Annotated in this window: 19 protein-coding genes; 10 read left to right on the plus strand and 9 right to left on the minus strand. The window is 35.3% G+C overall.

Annotated elements, in window-relative coordinates:
• Positions 1–189: 189 nt before the first annotated feature.
• Positions 190–2,064 (plus strand): AMP-binding protein, encoded by a 1,875-nt coding sequence (locus EHR07_RS16005; RefSeq protein ID WP_135745975.1) that lies wholly within the window; start codon positions 190–192, stop codon positions 2,062–2,064.
• A gap of 69 nt (positions 2,065–2,133) precedes the next feature.
• Complete coding sequence (locus EHR07_RS16010; protein WP_135745976.1) at positions 2,134–3,579, plus strand: RecQ family ATP-dependent DNA helicase; 1,446 nt, start codon at positions 2,134–2,136, stop codon at positions 3,577–3,579.
• A 171-nt stretch (positions 3,580–3,750) separates the two neighbouring features.
• Here the strand turns inward: EHR07_RS16010 and EHR07_RS19225 are convergent, their stop codons facing one another.
• The 4 genes from EHR07_RS19225 to EHR07_RS16025 form a co-directional block, all read right to left on the minus strand.
• The gene (locus EHR07_RS19225) at positions 3,751–4,173 is read right to left on the minus strand and encodes a hypothetical protein (protein ID WP_238778220.1); all 423 of its coding nucleotides are present in this window, start codon (positions 4,171–4,173) and stop codon (positions 3,751–3,753) included.
• A gap of 18 nt (positions 4,174–4,191) precedes the next feature.
• Positions 4,192–4,659 carry a hypothetical protein gene (locus tag EHR07_RS19230; protein ID WP_238778218.1) on the minus strand — a complete coding sequence of 156 codons (468 nt, stop codon included), beginning with the start codon at positions 4,657–4,659 and terminating at the stop codon, positions 4,192–4,194.
• Positions 4,660–4,936: 277 nt separating this feature from the next.
• On the minus strand, positions 4,937–5,731 hold the full coding sequence (locus EHR07_RS16020) for a response regulator transcription factor (protein WP_135745977.1): 795 nt from the start codon (positions 5,729–5,731) through the stop codon (positions 4,937–4,939).
• A 1-nt stretch (position 5,732) separates the two neighbouring features.
• On the minus strand, positions 5,733–7,694 hold the full coding sequence (locus tag EHR07_RS16025) for a sensor histidine kinase (RefSeq protein ID WP_244288963.1): 1,962 nt from the start codon (positions 7,692–7,694) through the stop codon (positions 5,733–5,735).
• A gap of 78 nt (positions 7,695–7,772) precedes the next feature.
• Between EHR07_RS16025 and EHR07_RS16030 the strand changes: the two genes are divergently transcribed.
• Together EHR07_RS16030 and EHR07_RS16035 are read left to right on the plus strand one after the other, a co-directional pair.
• Positions 7,773–9,212: a lactonase family protein gene (locus tag EHR07_RS16030; RefSeq protein WP_244288964.1), complete on the plus strand. Its 1,440-nt coding sequence runs from the start codon at positions 7,773–7,775 to the stop codon at positions 9,210–9,212.
• A gap of 27 nt (positions 9,213–9,239) precedes the next feature.
• Entirely contained in the window at positions 9,240–9,527 is a 288-nt protein-coding gene (locus EHR07_RS16035; protein ID WP_135745979.1) for a hypothetical protein, read from the plus strand.
• Between the two features lie 80 nt (positions 9,528–9,607).
• On the opposite strand, the gene EHR07_RS16040 is transcribed toward EHR07_RS16035, so the two are convergent.
• From EHR07_RS16040 to EHR07_RS16050, 3 genes are all read right to left on the minus strand, one after another.
• Positions 9,608–10,618, minus strand: coding sequence for a hypothetical protein (locus EHR07_RS16040; RefSeq protein WP_135745980.1), 1,011 nt, complete (start codon positions 10,616–10,618; stop codon positions 9,608–9,610).
• 113 nt (positions 10,619–10,731) lie between these two features.
• Positions 10,732–11,490, minus strand: coding sequence for a response regulator transcription factor (locus EHR07_RS16045; protein ID WP_135745981.1), 759 nt, complete (start codon positions 11,488–11,490; stop codon positions 10,732–10,734).
• Positions 11,487–12,005, minus strand: a complete 519-nt coding sequence (locus tag EHR07_RS16050; RefSeq protein ID WP_135745982.1) for a DUF4442 domain-containing protein — start codon at positions 12,003–12,005, stop codon at positions 11,487–11,489. The genes EHR07_RS16045 and EHR07_RS16050 overlap by 4 nt, the downstream gene beginning before the upstream one ends.
• 103 nt (positions 12,006–12,108) lie before the next feature.
• On the opposite strand from EHR07_RS16050, the gene EHR07_RS16055 reads away from it, so the two are divergent.
• Positions 12,109–12,681 carry a TetR/AcrR family transcriptional regulator gene (locus EHR07_RS16055; RefSeq protein WP_135745983.1) on the plus strand — a complete coding sequence of 191 codons (573 nt, stop codon included), beginning with the start codon at positions 12,109–12,111 and terminating at the stop codon, positions 12,679–12,681.
• Positions 12,682–13,402: 721 nt separating this feature from the next.
• Positions 13,403–13,915: a hypothetical protein gene (locus EHR07_RS19235; protein ID WP_244288965.1), complete on the plus strand. Its 513-nt coding sequence runs from the start codon at positions 13,403–13,405 to the stop codon at positions 13,913–13,915.
• A 10-nt stretch (positions 13,916–13,925) separates the two neighbouring features.
• Here EHR07_RS19235 and EHR07_RS16065 read toward each other — a convergent pair whose 3' ends face one another.
• Entirely contained in the window at positions 13,926–14,300 is a 375-nt protein-coding gene (locus EHR07_RS16065) for a high-potential iron-sulfur protein (protein WP_135745984.1), read from the minus strand.
• 2 nt (positions 14,301–14,302) lie between these two features.
• Positions 14,303–16,534, minus strand: coding sequence for a catalase/peroxidase HPI (gene katG, locus EHR07_RS16070; RefSeq protein WP_135745985.1), 2,232 nt, complete (start codon positions 16,532–16,534; stop codon positions 14,303–14,305).
• Positions 16,535–16,940: 406 nt separating this feature from the next.
• Here katG and EHR07_RS16075 point away from each other — a divergent pair, with 406 nt between their 5' ends.
• The 4 genes from EHR07_RS16075 to EHR07_RS16090 all read left to right on the plus strand — a co-directional run bounded on the left by EHR07_RS16075 (position 16,941) and on the right by EHR07_RS16090 (position 20,191).
• Positions 16,941–17,267 (plus strand): hypothetical protein, encoded by a 327-nt coding sequence (locus EHR07_RS16075; RefSeq protein WP_135745986.1) that lies wholly within the window; start codon positions 16,941–16,943, stop codon positions 17,265–17,267.
• Between the two features lie 180 nt (positions 17,268–17,447).
• Positions 17,448–18,833, plus strand: coding sequence for an ethanolamine ammonia-lyase subunit EutB (locus tag EHR07_RS16080; RefSeq protein WP_135745987.1), 1,386 nt, complete (start codon positions 17,448–17,450; stop codon positions 18,831–18,833).
• 4 nt (positions 18,834–18,837) lie between these two features.
• Positions 18,838–19,620, plus strand: coding sequence for an ethanolamine ammonia-lyase subunit EutC (gene eutC / locus EHR07_RS16085; protein WP_135745988.1), 783 nt, complete (start codon positions 18,838–18,840; stop codon positions 19,618–19,620).
• 304 nt (positions 19,621–19,924) lie between these two features.
• Positions 19,925–20,191 carry a cysteine-rich CWC family protein gene (locus EHR07_RS16090; protein ID WP_135745989.1) on the plus strand — a complete coding sequence of 89 codons (267 nt, stop codon included), beginning with the start codon at positions 19,925–19,927 and terminating at the stop codon, positions 20,189–20,191.
• Positions 20,192–20,194 lie beyond the last annotated feature (3 nt).

The raw sequence follows: 20,194 nt of genomic DNA on the forward strand, positions 1-20,194 counted from the left end.
CTTTTGGATTGATTCTAAAATTAAATTTCTTAAAAATGCGACTTAATCAATGCAATGATTACCGTATGAGGAAATACGCATATAAGAAATGTCACCTTTTTTATTTCTAAAACGTTATTGCCAAATATATGAATTTTTGTTGGGATTTTACAAGAATTTGCATCTTATAAACAATTAGGAAGTAGTAAAATGGTTCTGTCGGCTCATAGTGAAGATACATCTAATTTCTGGATGTCCCAAATCAATCGTATTCCATGGCAAAAAAAGCCAACGGTATCATACGGGCCTGGTGTAGATGGTCTGAATCATTGGTTCCCCGATGGTATATTAAATACTTCTTATTTAGCTTTAGATCACCATATTGAATCTGGAAAAGGCGAGGATACTGCTATTATCTATGATTCTCCTGTTACAAAAACGAAAACAAAATTATCCTATTTTCAACTTTTAGAATCAGTAGAAAAAATGGCATTCGTTTTAGATTCCTTTGGTGTTAAGAAAGGAGATACGGTAGTCATTTATATGCCAATGATTCCGGAAGCATTGGTTTCTATGTTGGCCTGTGCTCGTATTGGAGCCGTTCATTCCGTTGTGTTTGGCGGTTTTGCTCCCCATGAACTTGCCGTTAGATTGGATGATTGTCGACCTAAACTTGTTATCACTTCCTCTTATGGTGTTGAGGTTTCAAAAATTATACCTTATAAACCATTGTTAGATGAAGCAATGCATCTTTCTAATCATAAACCAGAATATGTAATTCTAAAATCTCGGCCAAATTTAGAAGTAATTATGCATACTGGACGTGATTTTGATTGGGATGAGCTGATGGAAACGGCGGGCAAAAAAAAATCTGTTCCTGTTTCTGCTTCTGATCCGCTTTATATACTTTATACATCCGGTACAACAGGTAAACCTAAAGGAGTGGTTCGGGACAATGGCGGTCATGCTATTGCCATGCATTATTCTATGGAAACCATTTACGATATGAAACCCGGCGAAGTTTTTTTTGCGGCTTCTGACGTAGGTTGGGTTGTGGGACATTCCTACATTGTTTATGCACCGCTCATTTATGGTTGTACCACTGTATTGTATGAAGGGAAACCTGTCCGTACACCAGACGCAGGAGCTTTTTATAGGATCATTGAAGAATATAATGTTAAAACATTGTTTTGTGCTCCCACTGCTTTTCGTGCGATTCGAAAGGAAGATCCAGAAGGAAAAGAATTATCTAAATACAATATATCTTCTCTTAAATATTTATTTTTAGCGGGAGAAAGGACGGATCCTGTTACCTATGATTGGGCCTGTGAACTTCTAAAAGTACCAGTTGTGGATCACTGGTGGCAAACAGAAACAGGTTGGGCCATTGCAGCCAATATGATGGGTTCAAATCCATTGCCAGCTAAAGCTGGTTCTGCGACAAAGCCAGTCACTGGTTTTGATGTGAGAATTCTTGATGAAGAAGGACATGAAGTCAATCAAGGAGAAAAAGGAAATATTGTCATTAAACTTCCATTACCACCAGGATGTTTGCCTACACTTTGGATGGATCATAAAAATTATGAATCTTCCTATTTATCACATTATCCTGGATATTATCTAACAGGAGATGGTGGATATTTTGATGAAGATGGTTATTTATTCATATTAGGTCGCATTGATGATGTAATCAACGTAGCAGGACATAGGTTGTCTACTGGAGAAATGGAAGAGATAGTTGCAGAAAATCCTGCGATAGCAGAATCAGCGGTAATTGGAATCGCCGATGAGATCAAAGGACAGGTCCCGTTAGCAATTGTTGTTTGTAAGGATGGAGTGGTTTTGGAAGAAAAGGCAGTCGAATCCGATATCACTCACCGAATTCGTGAAAAGATTGGTGCAATCGCTTCTTTGAAAACCGTTGTCTTTGTAAAAAGACTACCAAAAACTCGGTCAGGGAAAATTCTTCGTAAAACGATGAGGAAAATGATTGATGGAGAGACTTATGTTATCCCATCAACGATTGACGATCCTTCTATCTTGGAAGAGGTAATGGATGCGGTTCAGCTAAAAATTCAAAGATAAAACATTGTCAAATCTTTAGAAACAACCTCTCGAAATAACTTTGTACGCAGTTGGTGGTTTGTTTTTTCTTTGGATTTAGATCTTATTAAAAATACATTCGGAATTTCCTCTTTTCGAGGAAAGCAGGAGATCATAATCAAACATATCCTTAATCGGGGAGATGCTTTGGTCCTTATGCCTACGGGCATGGGAAAATCTCTATGTTATCAGGTTCCTGCTTTGTTTATGCCAGGCATTTGTATTGTGATATCACCATTGATTGCTTTGATGAAAGACCAAGTCTCCGCCTTACAAAGAAAAGGTGTATCGGCGGATTTTATTAACTCAAGTTTGTCGAAGTCAGAACGATTAGAAAGATATAGTAAGCTAAAATCTGGAGAGTATAAAATATTATATGTTTCTCCAGAACGGTTTCAGAAAAAAGAATTTTTAGAGGCTCTAAATCACCAATCAGTGTCTCTTTTAGCGATCGATGAAGCACATTGTATTAGCCAATGGGGTCATGATTTTCGGCCTGATTATACAAAAATATCTTGGTTTCGTGAGATACTTGGAAATCCTACTACGATTGCTTTAACTGCTACGGCCTCCTTTCGTGTCCAAGAAGATATTGTGAACCAATTGGGAGTTGTTAAAGAAAAAATAAAAATATTCGACGATGGATTGTTTCGACCAAACTTAAAATTGTCTGTTGTTGATTGTTTTGATACAGAGGCAAAATACCAAACTATCTTTTCCGAATTGAAAAAAACAAATGGTGCTTCGATCATCTACTTTAGTTTGATTCAAGAGTTAGAAAAATTCAGTCATTGGCTGGATACCAAACATAAAAAACATTTTGTTTATCACGGTAAACTTTCATCTGACCAAAGGAATAAAGTGCAAACCAAGTTTCTTAATATCGAAAATGGAATCCTTCTTGCTACAAATGCATTTGGAATGGGTATTGATAAACCAAATATCCGAAACATTTATCACGCACAAATTCCGGGAAGTATAGAATCTTATTATCAAGAAATTGGTCGTGCAGGAAGAGATGGCAACGATTCTGATTGTAAACTTTTCTACTGCGAGGACGACCTTGCTGTGCAAATGGAGTTTATTGACTGGCAAAATCCAGATAGAACGTATTTGAAAAAATTATTTACTACCCTATTATCTAAACAAAATGAATTGTCTGGTCTAGATTATGGAACCTTACAATCCTATATGACCTTTAAAAATAAAGGAGATCATCGGATTCAAACTGCACTTAACTTATTAGCAAGTAAAGGTTTGATATCAGGGGATATGGAAAGAGGAACATTACAAATTGAATCTGAATGGTCAGATTCTTTGTTTTCTGAAGAGGAGTTGTTGGAAAAGAAAAAGGAATCTCAAAAAAGATTATATCAAACTCTTTTGTATACAAAAACAAAGGATTGTAGGCGTAAGTTCATCCATGAATATTTTGATTCAACGTTTAGTGGATGTGGCAATTGTGATTTGTGTTTAAAGAGTCAAGTTTCGAATTGAATACCAATTTTTTAAATTACGTTTGTTACCTCTGTCAAAGGAATTTCGTCGATTGATTTTTTTACAATCAATTTGTTGAATTGAAGGATACATAGGTGCATTTGAAATTTTAAGTGAAATTTTTTCTCCGGCTTTTATAAAAAGAATGTATATACTTGAACTTTCAAGGCCTTATTTCATTGCATTGATGAGAAGTTTTCTAATCGCAGTTTGTAAAAGTTTAAAATGACATTGAAACTTACTTTCTGCACCTAACTGTAAATTCGAAATATGAAACTTTTGGTTTTTAATTGAGGCCATATCAGAAAGATAGTTTACTTCTTCCTGTATCATGTTTCGAAAATCTTCTAGTGAAGTGGTTTCTGTTTTGGTAGCACTCCCTTCAAAAATAATTTGCGCTTTTGCTAATGTTTGAACCAGCTTTTTGATACTACTAAAATTCTCTTCTAATAATTCATAAATGGTGGAGGGGATAATATGATGGTTTCCATCTATTTTTGCTTTCTTAAGTAGGGAACCAACTGTAGTAACTAAAGCTCCTAGTCCTGATCCTCGCCTTAAAGATGTATACAAGTTTTGAAGTGCTTTTTCCATCCAATCTCTGTGATTACCTTAACCTTCAATTTCATGCCTCCAATTAAAGATTTTTATAATTTCTTTATGTAGGTTTTCTTCATATTGAATGACAGACCTTTCTACTTCAGATAAATATCCGTCCGTTTCTTCATCCATTTCTAAGGCAGAAAATAAAATATATTTTTCAGACTGTGAGGGTATTGCAAAAGGGGCAAGTTTTACGATCAGTTGGAATTTTGGAAAGGGATAACGTTTCTCAAGCGAATTTCCTGATGAGACTATTTGTGGAAAAGTTTCTTCGAGTGTTGTCAATGACTCAGGCAAAAGATTTCGAAATGATTTTCCGATACTTTCACAATTGATTCCCAATCGATTTGTTTTGGCGTGAATTGCTTCCGAAATTTGACCATTTTTTGAAAGAAGAACATAGTTCCCATCAGGAAGTGAAGAGAAAAAGGCATATGTAAATTCTTTAATTGTGATTTCTCGAGACATTTCTGCCATTTTTCCTACTAACCCAAACTTTGAATTGGTTGGGAGCAGTATTTATTCATAACATAATTACGAATAAATACCTATCGATGTATGAAAAAAAGTTCAAAAATATAGATCAAAGACTTAAACTATACTATGTCGTAGTTAAATTTGAATTTGCAGATATTTTTTCGGTTACCATGATAATTTAGAATATATGGACTAATGAAGGTTTTCAAGGATGTCGTTCTATCTTTCCATACACTACGATAAAGTAAGAATGATTTGGATTTTTGATTCAAATAAATTAACTGTTAGAAATGCAAATAGGGTCGACTGTTGAATCAGTAGAGAGTTGTTGTTGTCTAAATTCGGAAGCAGTGATCTTGATTTCTTTTTTGAAAGCTTCGTAAAAAGAAGAAAGAGATTTATAACCTACTTCAAATCCTATTTCACTGATATTTTTTTCAGGAAATTTAATGAGAAGTTCTTTTGCTTCTTTTATTCTATATCCGTGTAAAAAAGAATTAAAGCTTGTCTTTTTTTTTCCATTTAGAAATTCGGAGAGTTGTCTTGGGTGTAAATCAAGTTCTTCCGCTAAAAGTTCAAGAGAAAGGTCTTCGTTTAAATAAACTTTTTTAACATCCATTTGGTAGCTTAATCGATTTTGTAGGTTTTCAAGATCAACTCGCTGCAGACGAGACTTAGTATTGTTTTTTGGGTCTCCTCCTCTTTGGTATGTGCTTGCAAAAAGGGAATGTCTATCTAATGCCAAACGCAAACGGTCTTCCGAAATAGGTTTTGCTATGAAATCGATGACACCAAATTCGAATGCTCGAATTGCGTTGTTAGTGTTTGCGGAAACAACAATGGTGCTCGTGAAGATTGTAGGAATCCTCTCTAAAATTTCAAAACCATCAAATCCAAAGATATTGAGATCTAAAAAAAGAAGATTGATTGGCAATTGTTTTAATTCTGTATCAGCTTCATCAATGGAAGTTACATGTTTAATTTCCAAACCAGAAGGTTCTAAAATCGAGAGTAATAATTTGGTTAAAAATTTTGCATGGACTGGTTCGTCTTCTAATATCAATATTTTCATTTTAATTTGTCTGAATTTTGATGAGAACTCGATATCCTTTTTTAGATTTCCCGTGTTGTAACGACCACTTCCCAGAATAGGATTCTTCCAATCGGAGTCTTACATATTCCAACCCTGTTCCCGATCCATTCTTTGAAGTAATAGGTTCCTTTGTCTTACAATGGTTATACACAATAAAACAATAGACCGAAATTAAATTCTCATCTTTCTTGATATTTTTTTTGAGAATCAAAAAGCTTAATTTTGCCTTTACAGAATCTTCGTGGGTAAAGGCATTTTCGATGAGTGTGTGAAAGATTAGAGGTGGAATTTCCTCTGAAAAATTGATTCCAAAAATTCGGAATCTATAGTCTTTTTCCATTCTTATTTTCATGACTTCAATATGGTATTTGCATAAATCAATTTCGTCTTTGATAGGAATTAATTGTTTTGAAGCAACTTTTAAGATGATACGAAGTTCACCTACTAGAGAATCTAATATTTGTGCGGATTTTTCAGGACTTTCAGAAACCCAATAACGAATTGCAGAAAGTGAGTTCATCAGGAAGTGTGGTTGGATTGTTTTTTTATATAGTTCGAGTTCCATTCGCTTTGACTGAATGTTTGATAAATATATTTTATCCTTTAATTGGGCAGAATGTTCTAGTTCTTCATTTTGTTTTTCAATGGTTGAATAGAGTTTGGAGTATTTTTTCGATAAGAAGAAAGATTGGGAAAAAAACAAAACAAAGGTACCAATTGGGCCATAAACTTCTGTTTTAATGATATTTTTTTCGAATAATATGTCATTCAGTACGGTTAAAAATAGGAAAATAAATCCAAATAAGAATCCATGAGAGCTTTCTCTTTTTTGAATAATCGCTCTAACTAAAATCCAAAAAATATAAAGACAACATAGGAGAATAATAAATTCAGCAGGTAAAAGAGTTCTTTCTATCCAATTTGATTTAGAAAATAGGACAAAAATAGAAAGAGTGATAAAGGTAAATTGAAAAAGAATATTTATCTTTTTGTTGGTTTCGTTTGGAAATAAATTGCTTATAAAGCTGGTGAACAAAGGTAAAGTTAAATAAATTGAAATAAAGAAAATTTTAATGAGCCAATTCCATTCGAAATTGGGAAAGAGTATTAGTAGGAAAAATTCCCCGCTTGTTGATTTGTATATCAAACTAACAAAGGAATACATTGAGAAATACAGCAGACCAATTTCTTTTTTTCTCAAAAGGAAAAGTGTGAAGTGGTATAATGAAATAACAAACAAACTGGCAATTAAAAAAATATCTAATGCAAGTCTAGTTTGTTTAAGTTGAATCATTGATTCTTGTGTTCCAACTTCAATACTCTGCCGAAACCCTGCATTTAAAGACTTAAAGTTTGCTACTTGGATAATAATTTCTACCGTTTCTGATTTCGGTGTAAAAAAAACAATCTTTGGTAACCAATATTCTTTTGTTTCTATTTCTGTTTTACCAACAATTCCATTTTCAGAAATCAGATATCCATCTAAATACATTCGATATGTAGTGAAAGCGTGAGGAATATAAAAAGACCATTGGAAGTTTGTCGGTTTTTTAGGCAAAGTTAGGTGTAGGCGAAAAGTACCGTAGGTTTGCGGAGAATAAACTTTTCCTATCAACTTTTTTTCGTTCCAAAAACCAGGAAGTGTCATTAACTCTTTTGATAATATTGTAGTTGGGTATTTGAAATCATCGGAATCCAAAAGCTTTTCGTAATAAAAATCCCATTCTCCATCAAGTTTTATCGATGTTTGTTTGTTAAACATCGACTCATGAGTAATCATTTTACCATCAATGGCTTTCGGTAATAGTAAGCCTGTATCTTTATTTTGACAAGATATTAGGAATACCGCGATAACAAAGGTTTGAATCTGGTTTATTAAGCTACGAGAAATCCATAACAAGTTTGTTGTCTGATCAGACTTCATTGATTTTGCTTTTTTCAATTCAAGACTCCTGATTCCCGTCCCCGGACGACAAACTCTAACAGTTGTATTAGAATGTTTAGTGAGGTTGTCTCTGTAGTGCAAAATAAATTAATTATTGTCTATTTATTATTTAGTTTTTTAATCCTATTTTTAATTTTCCAATGTGCACCCGCCAGATTAAATGGAACTTGCGATCCAGAAAGTCCAAGTTTTGCTATGTCAGCTGTATTAGAATTTGCTTCTGATGATGGTCAATATTTATGTCCTTTGTTTGCTGGATTTGCTCCTCTGCGATTAAATTATAGTTCTGATTTTCTTGTCGTACGACAAAATGAAACTCTTACGCCGATTATTCCTTTTTCTTCTGAGCCAATTGAGCATTGCCAATCTAAACCAAGTTTGCCGATAGGACTGAACTTAGATGAATCGAATTGTGTGATTTCTGGTACTCCTTTATATGGGATGAATTCAACTAAATATTCTATTACTGCTAATAGCAGAAGTAAACAAACCACTATTTCTATCATCATTAAATCTTTGTTTATCCCTAAATTTGCTTATGTAGTAAATACAAATTCGGGACTAGTGAATTCCTATTCAGTTAATGCAAGTTCAGGAGTGTTAAATGCTTCCGGGTTTGTAGCTGCTGGCGGGGGACCAGAATCTTTGGCTGTTAGTCCCAGCCAAAAATATTTAACTGTACCAAATAGAAATTCCAATGACATTACCCAATTTTCGATTAACCAAACCAATGGAAATTTAACGAGCTTAGGAAATATCGCTAGTGGCGGAAATTCTCCATCAAGTTTAGTATACCATCCTTATAAGGATATGGTCTATATTCGGAATTTTGAAAATGTAAATACTTTTGTTGTGAACCAAGCAACGGGAACTTTATCATCAGTATATACGATGGCAGTAAACACAGGTGCATCTAGCTTAATGATAGATCCTTTGGGAAATTACTTATATGTTCTTAATTATGGCGGAAGGAGTATGGATGTCTATCATATAGATCCAACAACGGGTATACCTAATCCGACTGTAATTCAATCGATTGGTACAGGAGCCTTTCCGAGAAGCTTGGAAATATTGGCCAATGGTAAAAATCTTTACCTCGCTAATGATTCAGATAATAATATTTCATCTTACCGAATTAATCCTGATAATGGACTGTTAGAATCTTTGGGTTCCCCCACAACCGCTATTGGTATAAATGCTAAATCATTAACTGTTGATCCTACAGGGAAATATATTTACATAACTTACCAGGGATCTGATTTAGTTTCTATGTACAGAGTTGATCCGATCAATGGTGGTTTGTCTCAAGGGCCTACGTATCTGGTCAACCAAGGTGATGCACCAAATGGAATTTCTACAGATACTTCAGGGAAATTTTTATATGTAACTAATATCAATTCAAACACAGTCGATATGTTTAGGATCAATTTGAGTGATGGAAATTTGACATCCAATGGAAATGTTGGTACCAGTACTTTACCAAGTGCGATAGTTACATCTGGATCAAATCCATAAAATATAAAAGAATGAATAAGCATTCTTTTGTTAGGTGAATCTGATATGTTTTTTTATAACGTTTCTAGTCTGTCACCTCAACCTACGGTTATTGGATTTAAAAAAAGAAGTATACAATGGTCGATGACAGGGTTGTGGACTTCTGATATTCCTAGTTATTTTTATGAAGACAATAAGAATGATGGCAAAACACATATTTATTGGTTTCAAGATAAAACAATAAGAGGATCGTCTTTTATAGTCGAGGGAAATGATGGAATATCCATTTCAGCTGAAAACTTATCAATGAAGATGGAAGGGAATTTTATTATCTAACCCTCCCATTTAGATTCACAAGAGGGTTTTGATACTAAAAGAAGTAAATTTTCTTTTCCACTTATGTTTAATTTTGGTTTCTATTCCAATCTAATTAAACTATGAAAGAATTCGGTGTTAAAATTTCCGTTTCCATCCTCCATATTTATATTACTTTGCAATAGGACACAAACACTATCTTTACCTTCTTGATTTAGACCTGTTACAACAGATGTAATCCCTGGCTGCAGGGGTGGAAACGCAGGATCATCCCATAGATAACTGAAGAAATTAGGAACAAGAAGATGTCCTCCCGTTTTAGGCGAAGGTCCAGTAAAATCAAATTCAATATAAGTAATTTCTCCATGTTTGAGTTTTGATCTAAATTCCAAATTTCCTGCAATGTTTGTGATTTCAAAACAATGTTGATCGCAATCGCCAATGGTAATGGGCACAAGAGGTGCACCGATGCAGTTTCTATTGTGAGAAAAGTCAATTTCTTTCGAAGATGCACCGAATTCATTTCGTGCCACAAGAATTAGTTTCTGCTTTTGGTCTGAAGGAAATTTAAAATTAAACCAAAATGCACCTCCATTGGGATTCAGTGGAGTTAATGTCTTAAAGTTTGTTGCATTAACAACTGTTCCATCCTGCTCTAGTTTCATATTACGTTTTCCAATATAGGCAGTAATCGTTGTCTGATTATGTACCGGTAGTTGAAAGCTAATATGATCGATGAGAATATTTCCATGGAATCCACTTGGATCTTCTGACACAGGTGCATTTTCAACTTTACTTTGTGGTTGGTTTAAAATAGGAGCATTTAGCGGTTGCCCCGGAGGAGCAGATTGGCCTACCACTGGTGGGATGGGAGGCAATACTCCTCCTGGATTGTTACCTTCCGAACTTATAGAAGTCTCTTTTTCATCTGGTAATCCTAATAATCCAATGGTATCTGGTTTGTCAGATTTATTTTCTTCCTTTGCGCAACTGACGAATGTTATAGAAATTATTAAACATAGATAAAACACTGATATATTAAATATCGCTTTCATTAAATTAATTTTTTCTGAGAAAATCGAACGGTTCAATGAATCATTTGCTCTAAACATCAAAGTCTCCTAAACTAAATGAGCTAGTTATATTGTGAGTTTATATGATTCTAATACATTTTGATTTTCCTGTCGTCCTGGGAGGGGAGTCAGGATTATAGGTTTTGAATTTTTTACGTAGTTAATGTCTTTTGTCTAAATTCTGATGTGGTGGTTTTTTGTTCTTTTTTAAAAGCTTCGTAAAAACTCGAAAGGGATTTGTAGCCAACTTCAAAACATACATCACTGACTTTCATTTCTGGATATTTGATCAAAAGTTCTTTAGCTTCTTTAATTCGGTAACTATGTAAAAATGAATTAAAACTAGTTTGTTTGATTCCATTCAAAAATTCTGATAGCTGTCTTGGGTGTAACTCTAGTTTTTCAGCTAATGTTTCAAGGGTTAATTCTTCGTTTTGATAAACCTTTTTAACTTCCATTAGCTCAGACAAACGACTCTCGAGTTTATCTATATCAACTTGTAATAAACGTGATTTAACATAGTTTCGGTTTTTTGTTTCTTTTAGACTAGTTCCTGATCTAAGGGAATATCTTTCTAAGGCCAATCGTAACCTTTCATCGGAAACCGGTTTTGCTAGAAAGTCTATTACTCCATACTCAAAAGCACGAATGGCAATATCAATATTTGCAGAAACAACAATGGTTTTTGTTGTTTCATTAGGGAATTGATCTAAAAATTGAAAACCATCAGAACCAAATATAGTAAGATCTAAGAAAAATATATTAATAGTCAATTGCCTATAATAACTATAAGCCATTTCCAGGGAAGTAGCGTGAAATATTTCATCAATCGGAAATTCTGAAATTGAATTTAATAGTTTTGTTAGGTATTTTGCGTGTATAGGTTCGTCTTCTAAAATCAATACTTTCATATTCTGTTTTTTGACTTTGGTGTCAGCTTTCTTACGTATATTGTTTTTTTAACTAATGCGATTGTGTTTTCTTTTGAATCAGTTACGTTTATCGTAAAAGAATAATCGATTTTCTTTTGTTTCATTAACTGAGATTTTATGGTCTCTATATCATTTTCTGATACTTCAAATTTTGCAAAAACTGAATTGTTGTTTCGTTTAATGTATTCTATCTCTGCACGTTTGTCCCAAACCATATAACTGCTTCCTAAACTTTTCATTAATAGATAAACATAAAATGGATCACACATGGAATAAAGAGATCCGCCGAAATGTGTGCCCATGTAGCCCTTATTAAAGAAGTTCATTTTTAACTGAACATTGATTTGTTGTTTTTCTTTATTGTAATTTAATACTTTTATACCGGATCCCCAGAAGGGACTATAGAGGTTGATTGCTTTTTTAAATCCTAAAAAAAACTCCATCCATTTCCACTTTGGATCTGGATGGAAAGAATCAGCCAAATTTTCTTTCATTTGAAAATTAGAATTTGAAAGAGGATTATAGTATGCAATGAAAAAAAATGGAATTCTTGAAATAGTATTTACTGATTGGTAAACAGTTGACCGTTTGGTAAACATGGCGAAGGCAGTTACGGAAAAGGTTGATTTAGTTCCTAAGTTACTCGAGTTGTTTTGTAATTATGGAGTTGATGGTGTATCCATTAAAATGGTTGGAGAAGCCACAGGTTTAGGGAAAGGGAGTATTTATTATTTTTTTCCCGGTGGAAAACCGGATATGGTAGATTATATAATTTTACATGCAGAGCAGTATCTGAATGAGAAATTGTCGTTATTAAGTGAAAATAAACTTAAGGGTAAAAAAGGGATCGAAGATTTTCTTAACACCTTTGTGTATGATACTCTTCTTTTGTCTTATATTCATTTTATGAGTAGTTTGGCATTAAGCCATCATAGAGTCCACTATATGGACAAACTTAATCTTTTTTATAAGGATCTTACCTTGAAATTGTCAAAAGTAATTTCGAAGGAGGGGTATCCGCATAGTAAAGCATGGAATATTTCTGAAAACGTGATAGTATCCGTTTATGGAAGTTATCTCTTTTCTTGTTCATTGGATGATAAAAATTATTTTCAGAACCGTATTAAAAAGTTAAACAAAATTCTAATGGAAAATCTTAAATCGAACTGATTCGTTTTTTGGCAGAGAAACTAGAGGCAAATTGCAAATATTGCGAATGTTCACGGTTGACAAAATTCTTTTCTGTAACTATAAATTTCCCAATGTAACCCAAATTACACTGGGATTTTGTCATATAGTCAAAGCATATATTTTAATTTTTTATAATTTGACAATACTTTTCAACTCCATACTCGTTCGTAGTTGCCGGAGAACAATCTGCAGGATATACAGTAAATGTTGCACGTTGTTTGCAACCATTGGCTCCGTAATTTTTATCGTCTATTATACTAATTTTTATATTTTCAACTGGACAATCAAAATCATAGGCCGCTCTTGCCTTTACCTTTTCGTGATCATTTCGTTAAAACGTTTTTGACCGACAGGAAAAGAGCCACAATAAAATATAAGTAATGATGGAAGAATATATGAAATTATTTTCGAATTCACGATAATATGTTCCTTAAAATAAATATTTGAATCACATTTTAATATAAAGCAGCTTATTTGTCGTCCAGGGACGGGAATCCGGATGCAAATTGTTTTAGTTTTTAGTTAGAGATTTGTTTGTATTTATAATCTTTCATTTTTTGCAACACCTAATAAAATAAGGGGGAAGCCTAGGCTTTTCCGTTCTGAAATTTTATGGTTTCCAAAAAATAGATGGAACAAATCTGAAAATTCACATTTCATGAACAAAAGTTACATTAAACGACTATAAACTTTAAGGAAAATGATTGTGGTTTCTAAGATTTTCAAAAAATATATTTTTTTATTTTTATGTGTATTCTTTTCACAGCTGTTTTGTTCAACAGAAACCGTTAAGGAAAATACTTTAGAAAAATCTGAAGTATCTACACTGACTAAGCGAACTTGGAATGCGGCACCTCTTTGTTGTGATCTTCATTCGGAATTTTTAGGAGTCGTTGTACTCAGTAAAATTTGTGTATCGGATACCGAAACAAAATTAGAATTATATACTAAAGAATCTAAAAAAGTTTGTGTATTAAAAGAAGGTATGGTTTTCCAAGATGATTTAGGAACATCCTATTCTTTTTTAAAAACAGAGGGAGTGGGGCTTTGTCCGAAACGAACTCAGATGAAAAATACTCCTTTTTCCCTCTATTTTCAAAGTATATCTTCCCAAGCAGGATCATTCGATTTAATCGAAGATAAAAATGCGAAACACGCTCACAAACCTTGGGTATATGAGAGAGTTGATTTAACCAAATGTGTTTGGAAATAAAAATTTTTGATTAGGATCTCTTTGACCAGGCAGAACACCAACCGTTAGAGGATACAATTCCAGAGGTAATGATATTACACTTTCCCCATCCTTCGTTTATTTTGGTATACTGGGCACAATGTTTACAAAATTGATTTTTTGCGGTGGGTTCCTTTCTCTCGGGATACAAATTAAAATCAGTATCCTTTGCATCTTGATGGAATCCAAGTGCTTTGGCTGTCGGATCAGATTCTAAAACAGGATGTGCATCACCCGGAATGGGGGTAGAATTTTTTTTATCTGCACTTAGTTTGTTTACCAATCCCAACCCCCCCTCTAGAAAAAAGAGGGAGGCCATCCAAGAGAACGATGTTATAAAAAATTGTTTTCTTGAAGTTTTACTCATTGTTACTTCTTCACATCAAAACGATCAAGCATCATCACTTTGTTCCAAGCCGAAACAAAGTCTTTTACAAACTTGTCTTTTCCGTCGTCTGCCGCATAAACTTCTGCCACAGCTCGTAACTCTGAATGAGATCCAAAGATAAGATCCACAGAAGTTGCCGTCCATTTTTTAGCGCCTGTTTTGCGGTCTAAACCTTCATAAAGACCATCTGCCTGTGAAGACTTTTGCCATTTAGTAGACATATCCAGCAAATTGACAAAAAAATCGTTACTTAGGACTCCTGGACGATTTGTCAAAATTCCATGTTTTGATTTCCCCGCATTGCCATCTAAAGATCTCATTCCACCTAATAACACTGTCATTTCAGGAATGGTTAAAGACAACAGGTTGGAACGATCTACTAACATTTCGGTTGGAGACAAAGAGTTCCCCGGGCCATAGTAGTTTCTGAAAGCATCTGCTTTGGGTTCTAAAACAGAAAAGGAATAAACGTCTGTTTGTTCTACCTTTGCATCAGTTCTTCCAGGTGTAAAAGGCACAGTCACCTTAATTCCTGCCTTTTTTGCGGCTTCTTCGATGGCAGTATTTCCACCTAGCACGATTAAGTCGGCAAGTGAAATTTTGTTCTCAGACTCATTGAATTCGGATTGGATTTTTTCCAATTTTTTCAATGTTTTTGCGAGTTCTTCCGGATCATTGACTGCCCAGTTTTTTTGAGGTTCTAAACGAATCCTTGCTCCATTGGCTCCACCTCTCATATCTGTGCTGCGAAAACTTGCGGCCGAGGCCCAAGCCGTTTTTACAAGCTCAGGAATCGTTAATCCTGATTTTAAAATTTTAGCTTTAAGAGCTTCAATTTCTTTTGTTCCAACTAACTTATGGTCTACGGCTGGTAAAGGATCTTGCCAAATGAGTGGTTCTTTTGGTAAATCTTTTGAAATGTATCGAGAAAGGGGACCCATATCTCTATGAGTGAGTTTAAACCAAGCCTTAGCAAAAGCGAGTTCAAATTCTTTTGGATTTTCTTGGAATTTTTTTGCGATTACTTTGTAACTTGGGTCAAATTTTAAAGCCAAATCAGTTGTAAACATGATAGGAGCATGACGAAGTGTTTTGTCATGGGCATCCGGAACCATATTGGCACCGGCTCCATCCTTAGGAATCCATTGGATGGCACCTGCTGGACTTTTTGATTGCACCCATTCGAAACCAAACAAGTTGTTTAGGTATTGAGTGGTCCATTTAGTTGGATTGGCGGTCCAGGCACCTTCGAGTCCACTGGTAATCGTATCTTCCGCATTTCCTTTTTTATAGTTATTTTTCCAACCAAACCCTTGTTCTTCGATTCCTGCTGCTGCTGGTTCTTTACCTACATGTTTGGATGGATCTGCTTTTCCATGAGCCTTACCGAAAGTATGGCCACCAGCAATCAGAGCTACGGTCTCCTCGTCATTCATAGCCATTCGGCCAAAGGTTTCCCTGATGTCTTTAGCGGCCGCTAGTGGGTCTGGGTTTCCGTTAGGTCCTTCTGGGTTGACATAAATAAGTCCCATTTGTACGGCACCAAGTGGATTTTTTAATTTTCTTTCACCTTCGTATCGTTCGTCGGCCAACCATTTTTTTTCTGGTCCCCAGTATACTAGGTCGGCTTCCCAATCATCGGTCCTTCCACCGGCAAACCCATAAGTTTTGAATCCCATTGATTCGAGAGCGACGTTTCCTGTTAAAACCATTAGGTCTGCCCAAGAGATTTTTTTTCCATATTTCTTTTTGATAGGCCAAAGGAGACGACGGGCCTTGTCTAGGTTTGCGTTATCGGGCCAACTATTCAGTGGCTCAAATCTTTGTTGTCCGCCGCCGGCGCCTCCCCGTCCATCAGAGATTCGATAGGTTCCGGCGCTATGCCAAGCCATCCGAATGAAGAAGGGGCCGTAGTGACCATAGTCAGAAGGCCACCAATCTTGTGAAGTTTTCATCAAGGTTTTAATCTCTTCTTTAAGTTGTTGGAGGTCTAGTTCTTTGAATTCTTTGGAGTAGTTGTATTGTCTACCCATTGGGTTTGATTCCGCTGCATGTTGGCGGAGTGGGGCTAAATCGAGTCGTTCTGGCCACCAAAACTGATTGGAGATGTTTTGGCGTTCCATGACGCTCGAAGGTTCTTTTGTGTCTGTCGCTCCCAATGGGCTCAAAACGAGCACCAAGAGGGCCATTGTAGAAATTTTTAACGTTCTCATATTGACCTTCACTTTCTAGATTTAGTATAGATTTAGATTTAATCTAGTTATTTGGGGCAAGCAATTTTTTAGATTTAGTCTAAATTTAAACTGTTGGAGGCAGAAATTCAATAGTTTGTCAAGGGGAACGGTAAAAAATTCTGAATTCGATTCTTTTTAGGGACTGAGACGGTTTGGCCTTTGGGAGAAGGAAGTCAGGTTACCCTACAAAATCGGAAGTTGATTTCGATTTGTCACTTGGGGAAAACGATGAGTTTATTAGAGCTAAAATTTAATATATGTTCGCTTGAAAGGAGCTAACATATATTAATTTCTATAGCAAAACAAATGTTTTGTTGTAAAAAAAAACAAAACATTTTTAATTTAGAAAATATAAGTTATACATTATATTCAGGAAGGTGCATGTTTGTTTTTTAATGATTCTATTCTCTCATATTTCCCTAAAACATTGTTTCGAATCATTCTATTTATGTTTTTAACAGTGTTTAGTTACCACTGTGGTTTACCCACAGGTAATGATTGTTCCAAAGCCAAAGATGAAGCAGCTATTTGTGAATTAGCAGTTTATGTGGCCTACCCTAGTTGCGTGAAAGAAGATCGTAGAACTTCTTATCAATACCCATCTAACCCAACAACTTATACGGTAAAAGTGAGTGATACTGGGTGCGAACTGACTCGTTTCGCTTTAACCCAAAGCTGTAAAGACCAGAAAAAAAAGAAATGTGGTGAATAATTTTCATCCAAATATCTTTAGATTGATAGATCTGACTTTTGGAACTTTGGTAAATGCCATTTCCAATGGAGGGAATTGTTTTTGACTCCTTGGTCCTAGTATTTCAAAAATCTTTCAGATCCTTCCCTATCCAATGGAAAAATTCTATCCGAAACAGATGATCTCGGTTAGAATTTGTCTATGGGTTATAAAACAATCCTCGGCACCAAAACCTACCAATTCCCCGATTTAAAAGACCTTTTGGCCAAAGCGAGTACTCATCGCTCTGGTGATGTCCTTGCGGGACTTTCGGCAAAAAGCCAAGAAGAAAGAGTGGCCGCACAAATGGCCCTTGCTGATGTTTACCTTTCTGAATTTTTAAACCTGGAATTAATTCCAGCAAACAAAGATGAGGTGACAAAACTGATATTGGAATCTCATAAAAAAGAGGATTTTTTATCGATTTCTCATCTTACTGTTGGTGGGTTTCGTGATTTTTTGTTAGCTGAATCAACTGATGCTGAGGTAATTACTTCGATTCGATGGGGCATTACCCCTGAGATGGTAGCTGCCGTATCAAAACTAATGTCCAACCAGGATTTAATTCTTGTTAGTAAGAAAATAAACATCATTACAAAATTTAGAAATACGATTGGTTTACCTGGCAGACTCTCAGTTCGGTTGCAACCCAATCATCCTACAGATGATCCAAAAGGAATTGCAGCAAGTCTTTTGGATGGGTTATTACTCGGAAGTGGAGATGCTGTGATTGGAATTAACCCCGCCACTGATAATATTCCTACTTCCATTACACTTTTAGAAATGTTGGACAACCTCATTCAAAAGTATTCCATTCCTACCCAATCCTGTATTTTATCTCATGTAACTACTTCCATGGAAGTTATGAAACGAGGAGCACCTTTGGATTTGGTTTTTCAATCGATAGGTGGATCAGAAGACTTAAATAAAAGTTTTGGTGTTAGTTTATCCATTTTGGATGAAGCAAGACAGATGGCTTTGTCTCTTGGACGTGGGACTGTTGGCGATAACGTTATGTATTTTGAAACGGGACAAGGAAGTGCTTTGTCTGCGGGTGCCCATCATGGAATTGACCAACAAACTTTAGAAGTACGAGCTTATGCTGTTGCCAGAAAGTTTTCCCCCCTTCTTGTAAACACAGTTGTTGGTTTTATCGGACCAGAATATCTATATAATGGAAAACAAATCATTCGAGCAGGTCTTGAGGATCATTTCTGTGGAAAGTTACTCGGCCTTCCTATGGGAGTGGATATTTGTTATACCAATCATGCAGAAGCAGACCAAGATGATATGGATACACTTTTGACACTTTTGGGTGTTGCTGGATGTACATATATCATGGGAATTCCAGGTGCCGACGATGTGATGTTGTCTTACCAAAGTACTTCCTTTCATGATGCTTTATATTTAAGGCAAGTTTTAGGATTAAAACCTGCACCTGAGTTTGAACGTTGGTTACTTGATAGAGGAATTTTTACCAATGAAAATGGGTTTTTCCCGAAGGAAAATCGAAACTTGAATTTACTCGAAGATTTATTAGGAAAGTAAAGTTATGACTTTTTTAGAAGAATGGAAACTATTGACTCAAGCAAGGATTGGTTTAGCGCGGTCTGGTGGATCTATTTCCACAAAAGATATGTTACGTTTTCGGTTGGATCATGCGAGGGCTAGAGATGCAGTTTTATTAAGTCCCGATTTTGCAAAGTTATTAAAAGAACTGGAAGATTTAGGAAAACCCAAATCCATTCCTTCTTTATTTTTAGAAAGTCAAATCAGTTCAAAAGAGGAATATTTGATGCGACCTGATTTAGGAAGGCGATTGTCTTTAAACTCGCTTGAAAAGATTAGGAAATTTTCTGGTGAATATGATTTGGTTTTGGTTGGAGTTGACGGCCTTTCAGCAAAGGCACTAGATGAGAATTTTATTCCTTTTATAACGAAATTAATGAATTCGTTAAGTAACACTGGTATACGAATTGCTCCCCTTATACTTTCGAAGTGGGGGCGGGTTGCCATTGGAGACGAAATTGGAGAAGTATTAAATGCGAAGGTATCTGTTGTCATTATCGGTGAACGTCCAGGCCTCTCTTCTGCTGATAGTTTGGGCGTATATATCACCTATCATCCGCAAGTTGGTAAAACAGATGAAAGCCGTAATTGTATTTCTAATATTAGGCCTAGTGGTTTTGGATTTGAAAGTGCTGTGAAAAAAACAATCTATCTAATCACTGAAGTTATACAAAGAAAGTTGTCTGGTGTAGGATTAAAAGATGAAATGCCACCTGAATTTTTATTACAATCCAAAGATAACAAGGTGATTGGCAATTCTCATTAACATAAAGTTTCACAATAGAAAAAATGAAAAAGATAGGAACAGAAGATTGACAGATTTGGTGCTTTCCATTGATCATCAAAGTAATTCCGGGAGGAATGAGGTGAAACTCCTCAACTGACGGTGCAACCGTGAATTCTCATCCTTATCGATTTTGGATGGAAAAGTCGGATCTTCCCACAAATGAATCGCCCGTAAACGATCATTCGTTCCTAAATTTTTCTAAGGGATCCCGGACAAAGAATTAGGAATCTCTAACTTGCGTGCAAAAATATCAGTTAGAGATCTCTTTTGAAAGGAGATTTTCTTGGAAGATTATAATACCAAACAATTAAAAAATAACAATTTAGTCCATAGTGATGGCAAACATGAGAATAAAATTTGCCCTCATTGTCTGCGAATTTTTGAATGTAAAGTGGGCTCCATTAGCCTATGCCAATGTACGAAAGTGAATCTTTCCTTAGAAGAAAGAGAATACTTGGCGACACAGTATGCCGATTGTCTTTGTTACCAATGTATGGAAACTTTAGCATTTGAATTTAGGAAAGGTAAATCCTATAAGGTTACCTCTTGACTT

Source organism: Leptospira bandrabouensis (genome assembly GCF_004770905.1).
Taxonomy (GTDB): Bacteria; Spirochaetota; Leptospiria; order Leptospirales; family Leptospiraceae; genus Leptospira_A; species Leptospira_A bandrabouensis.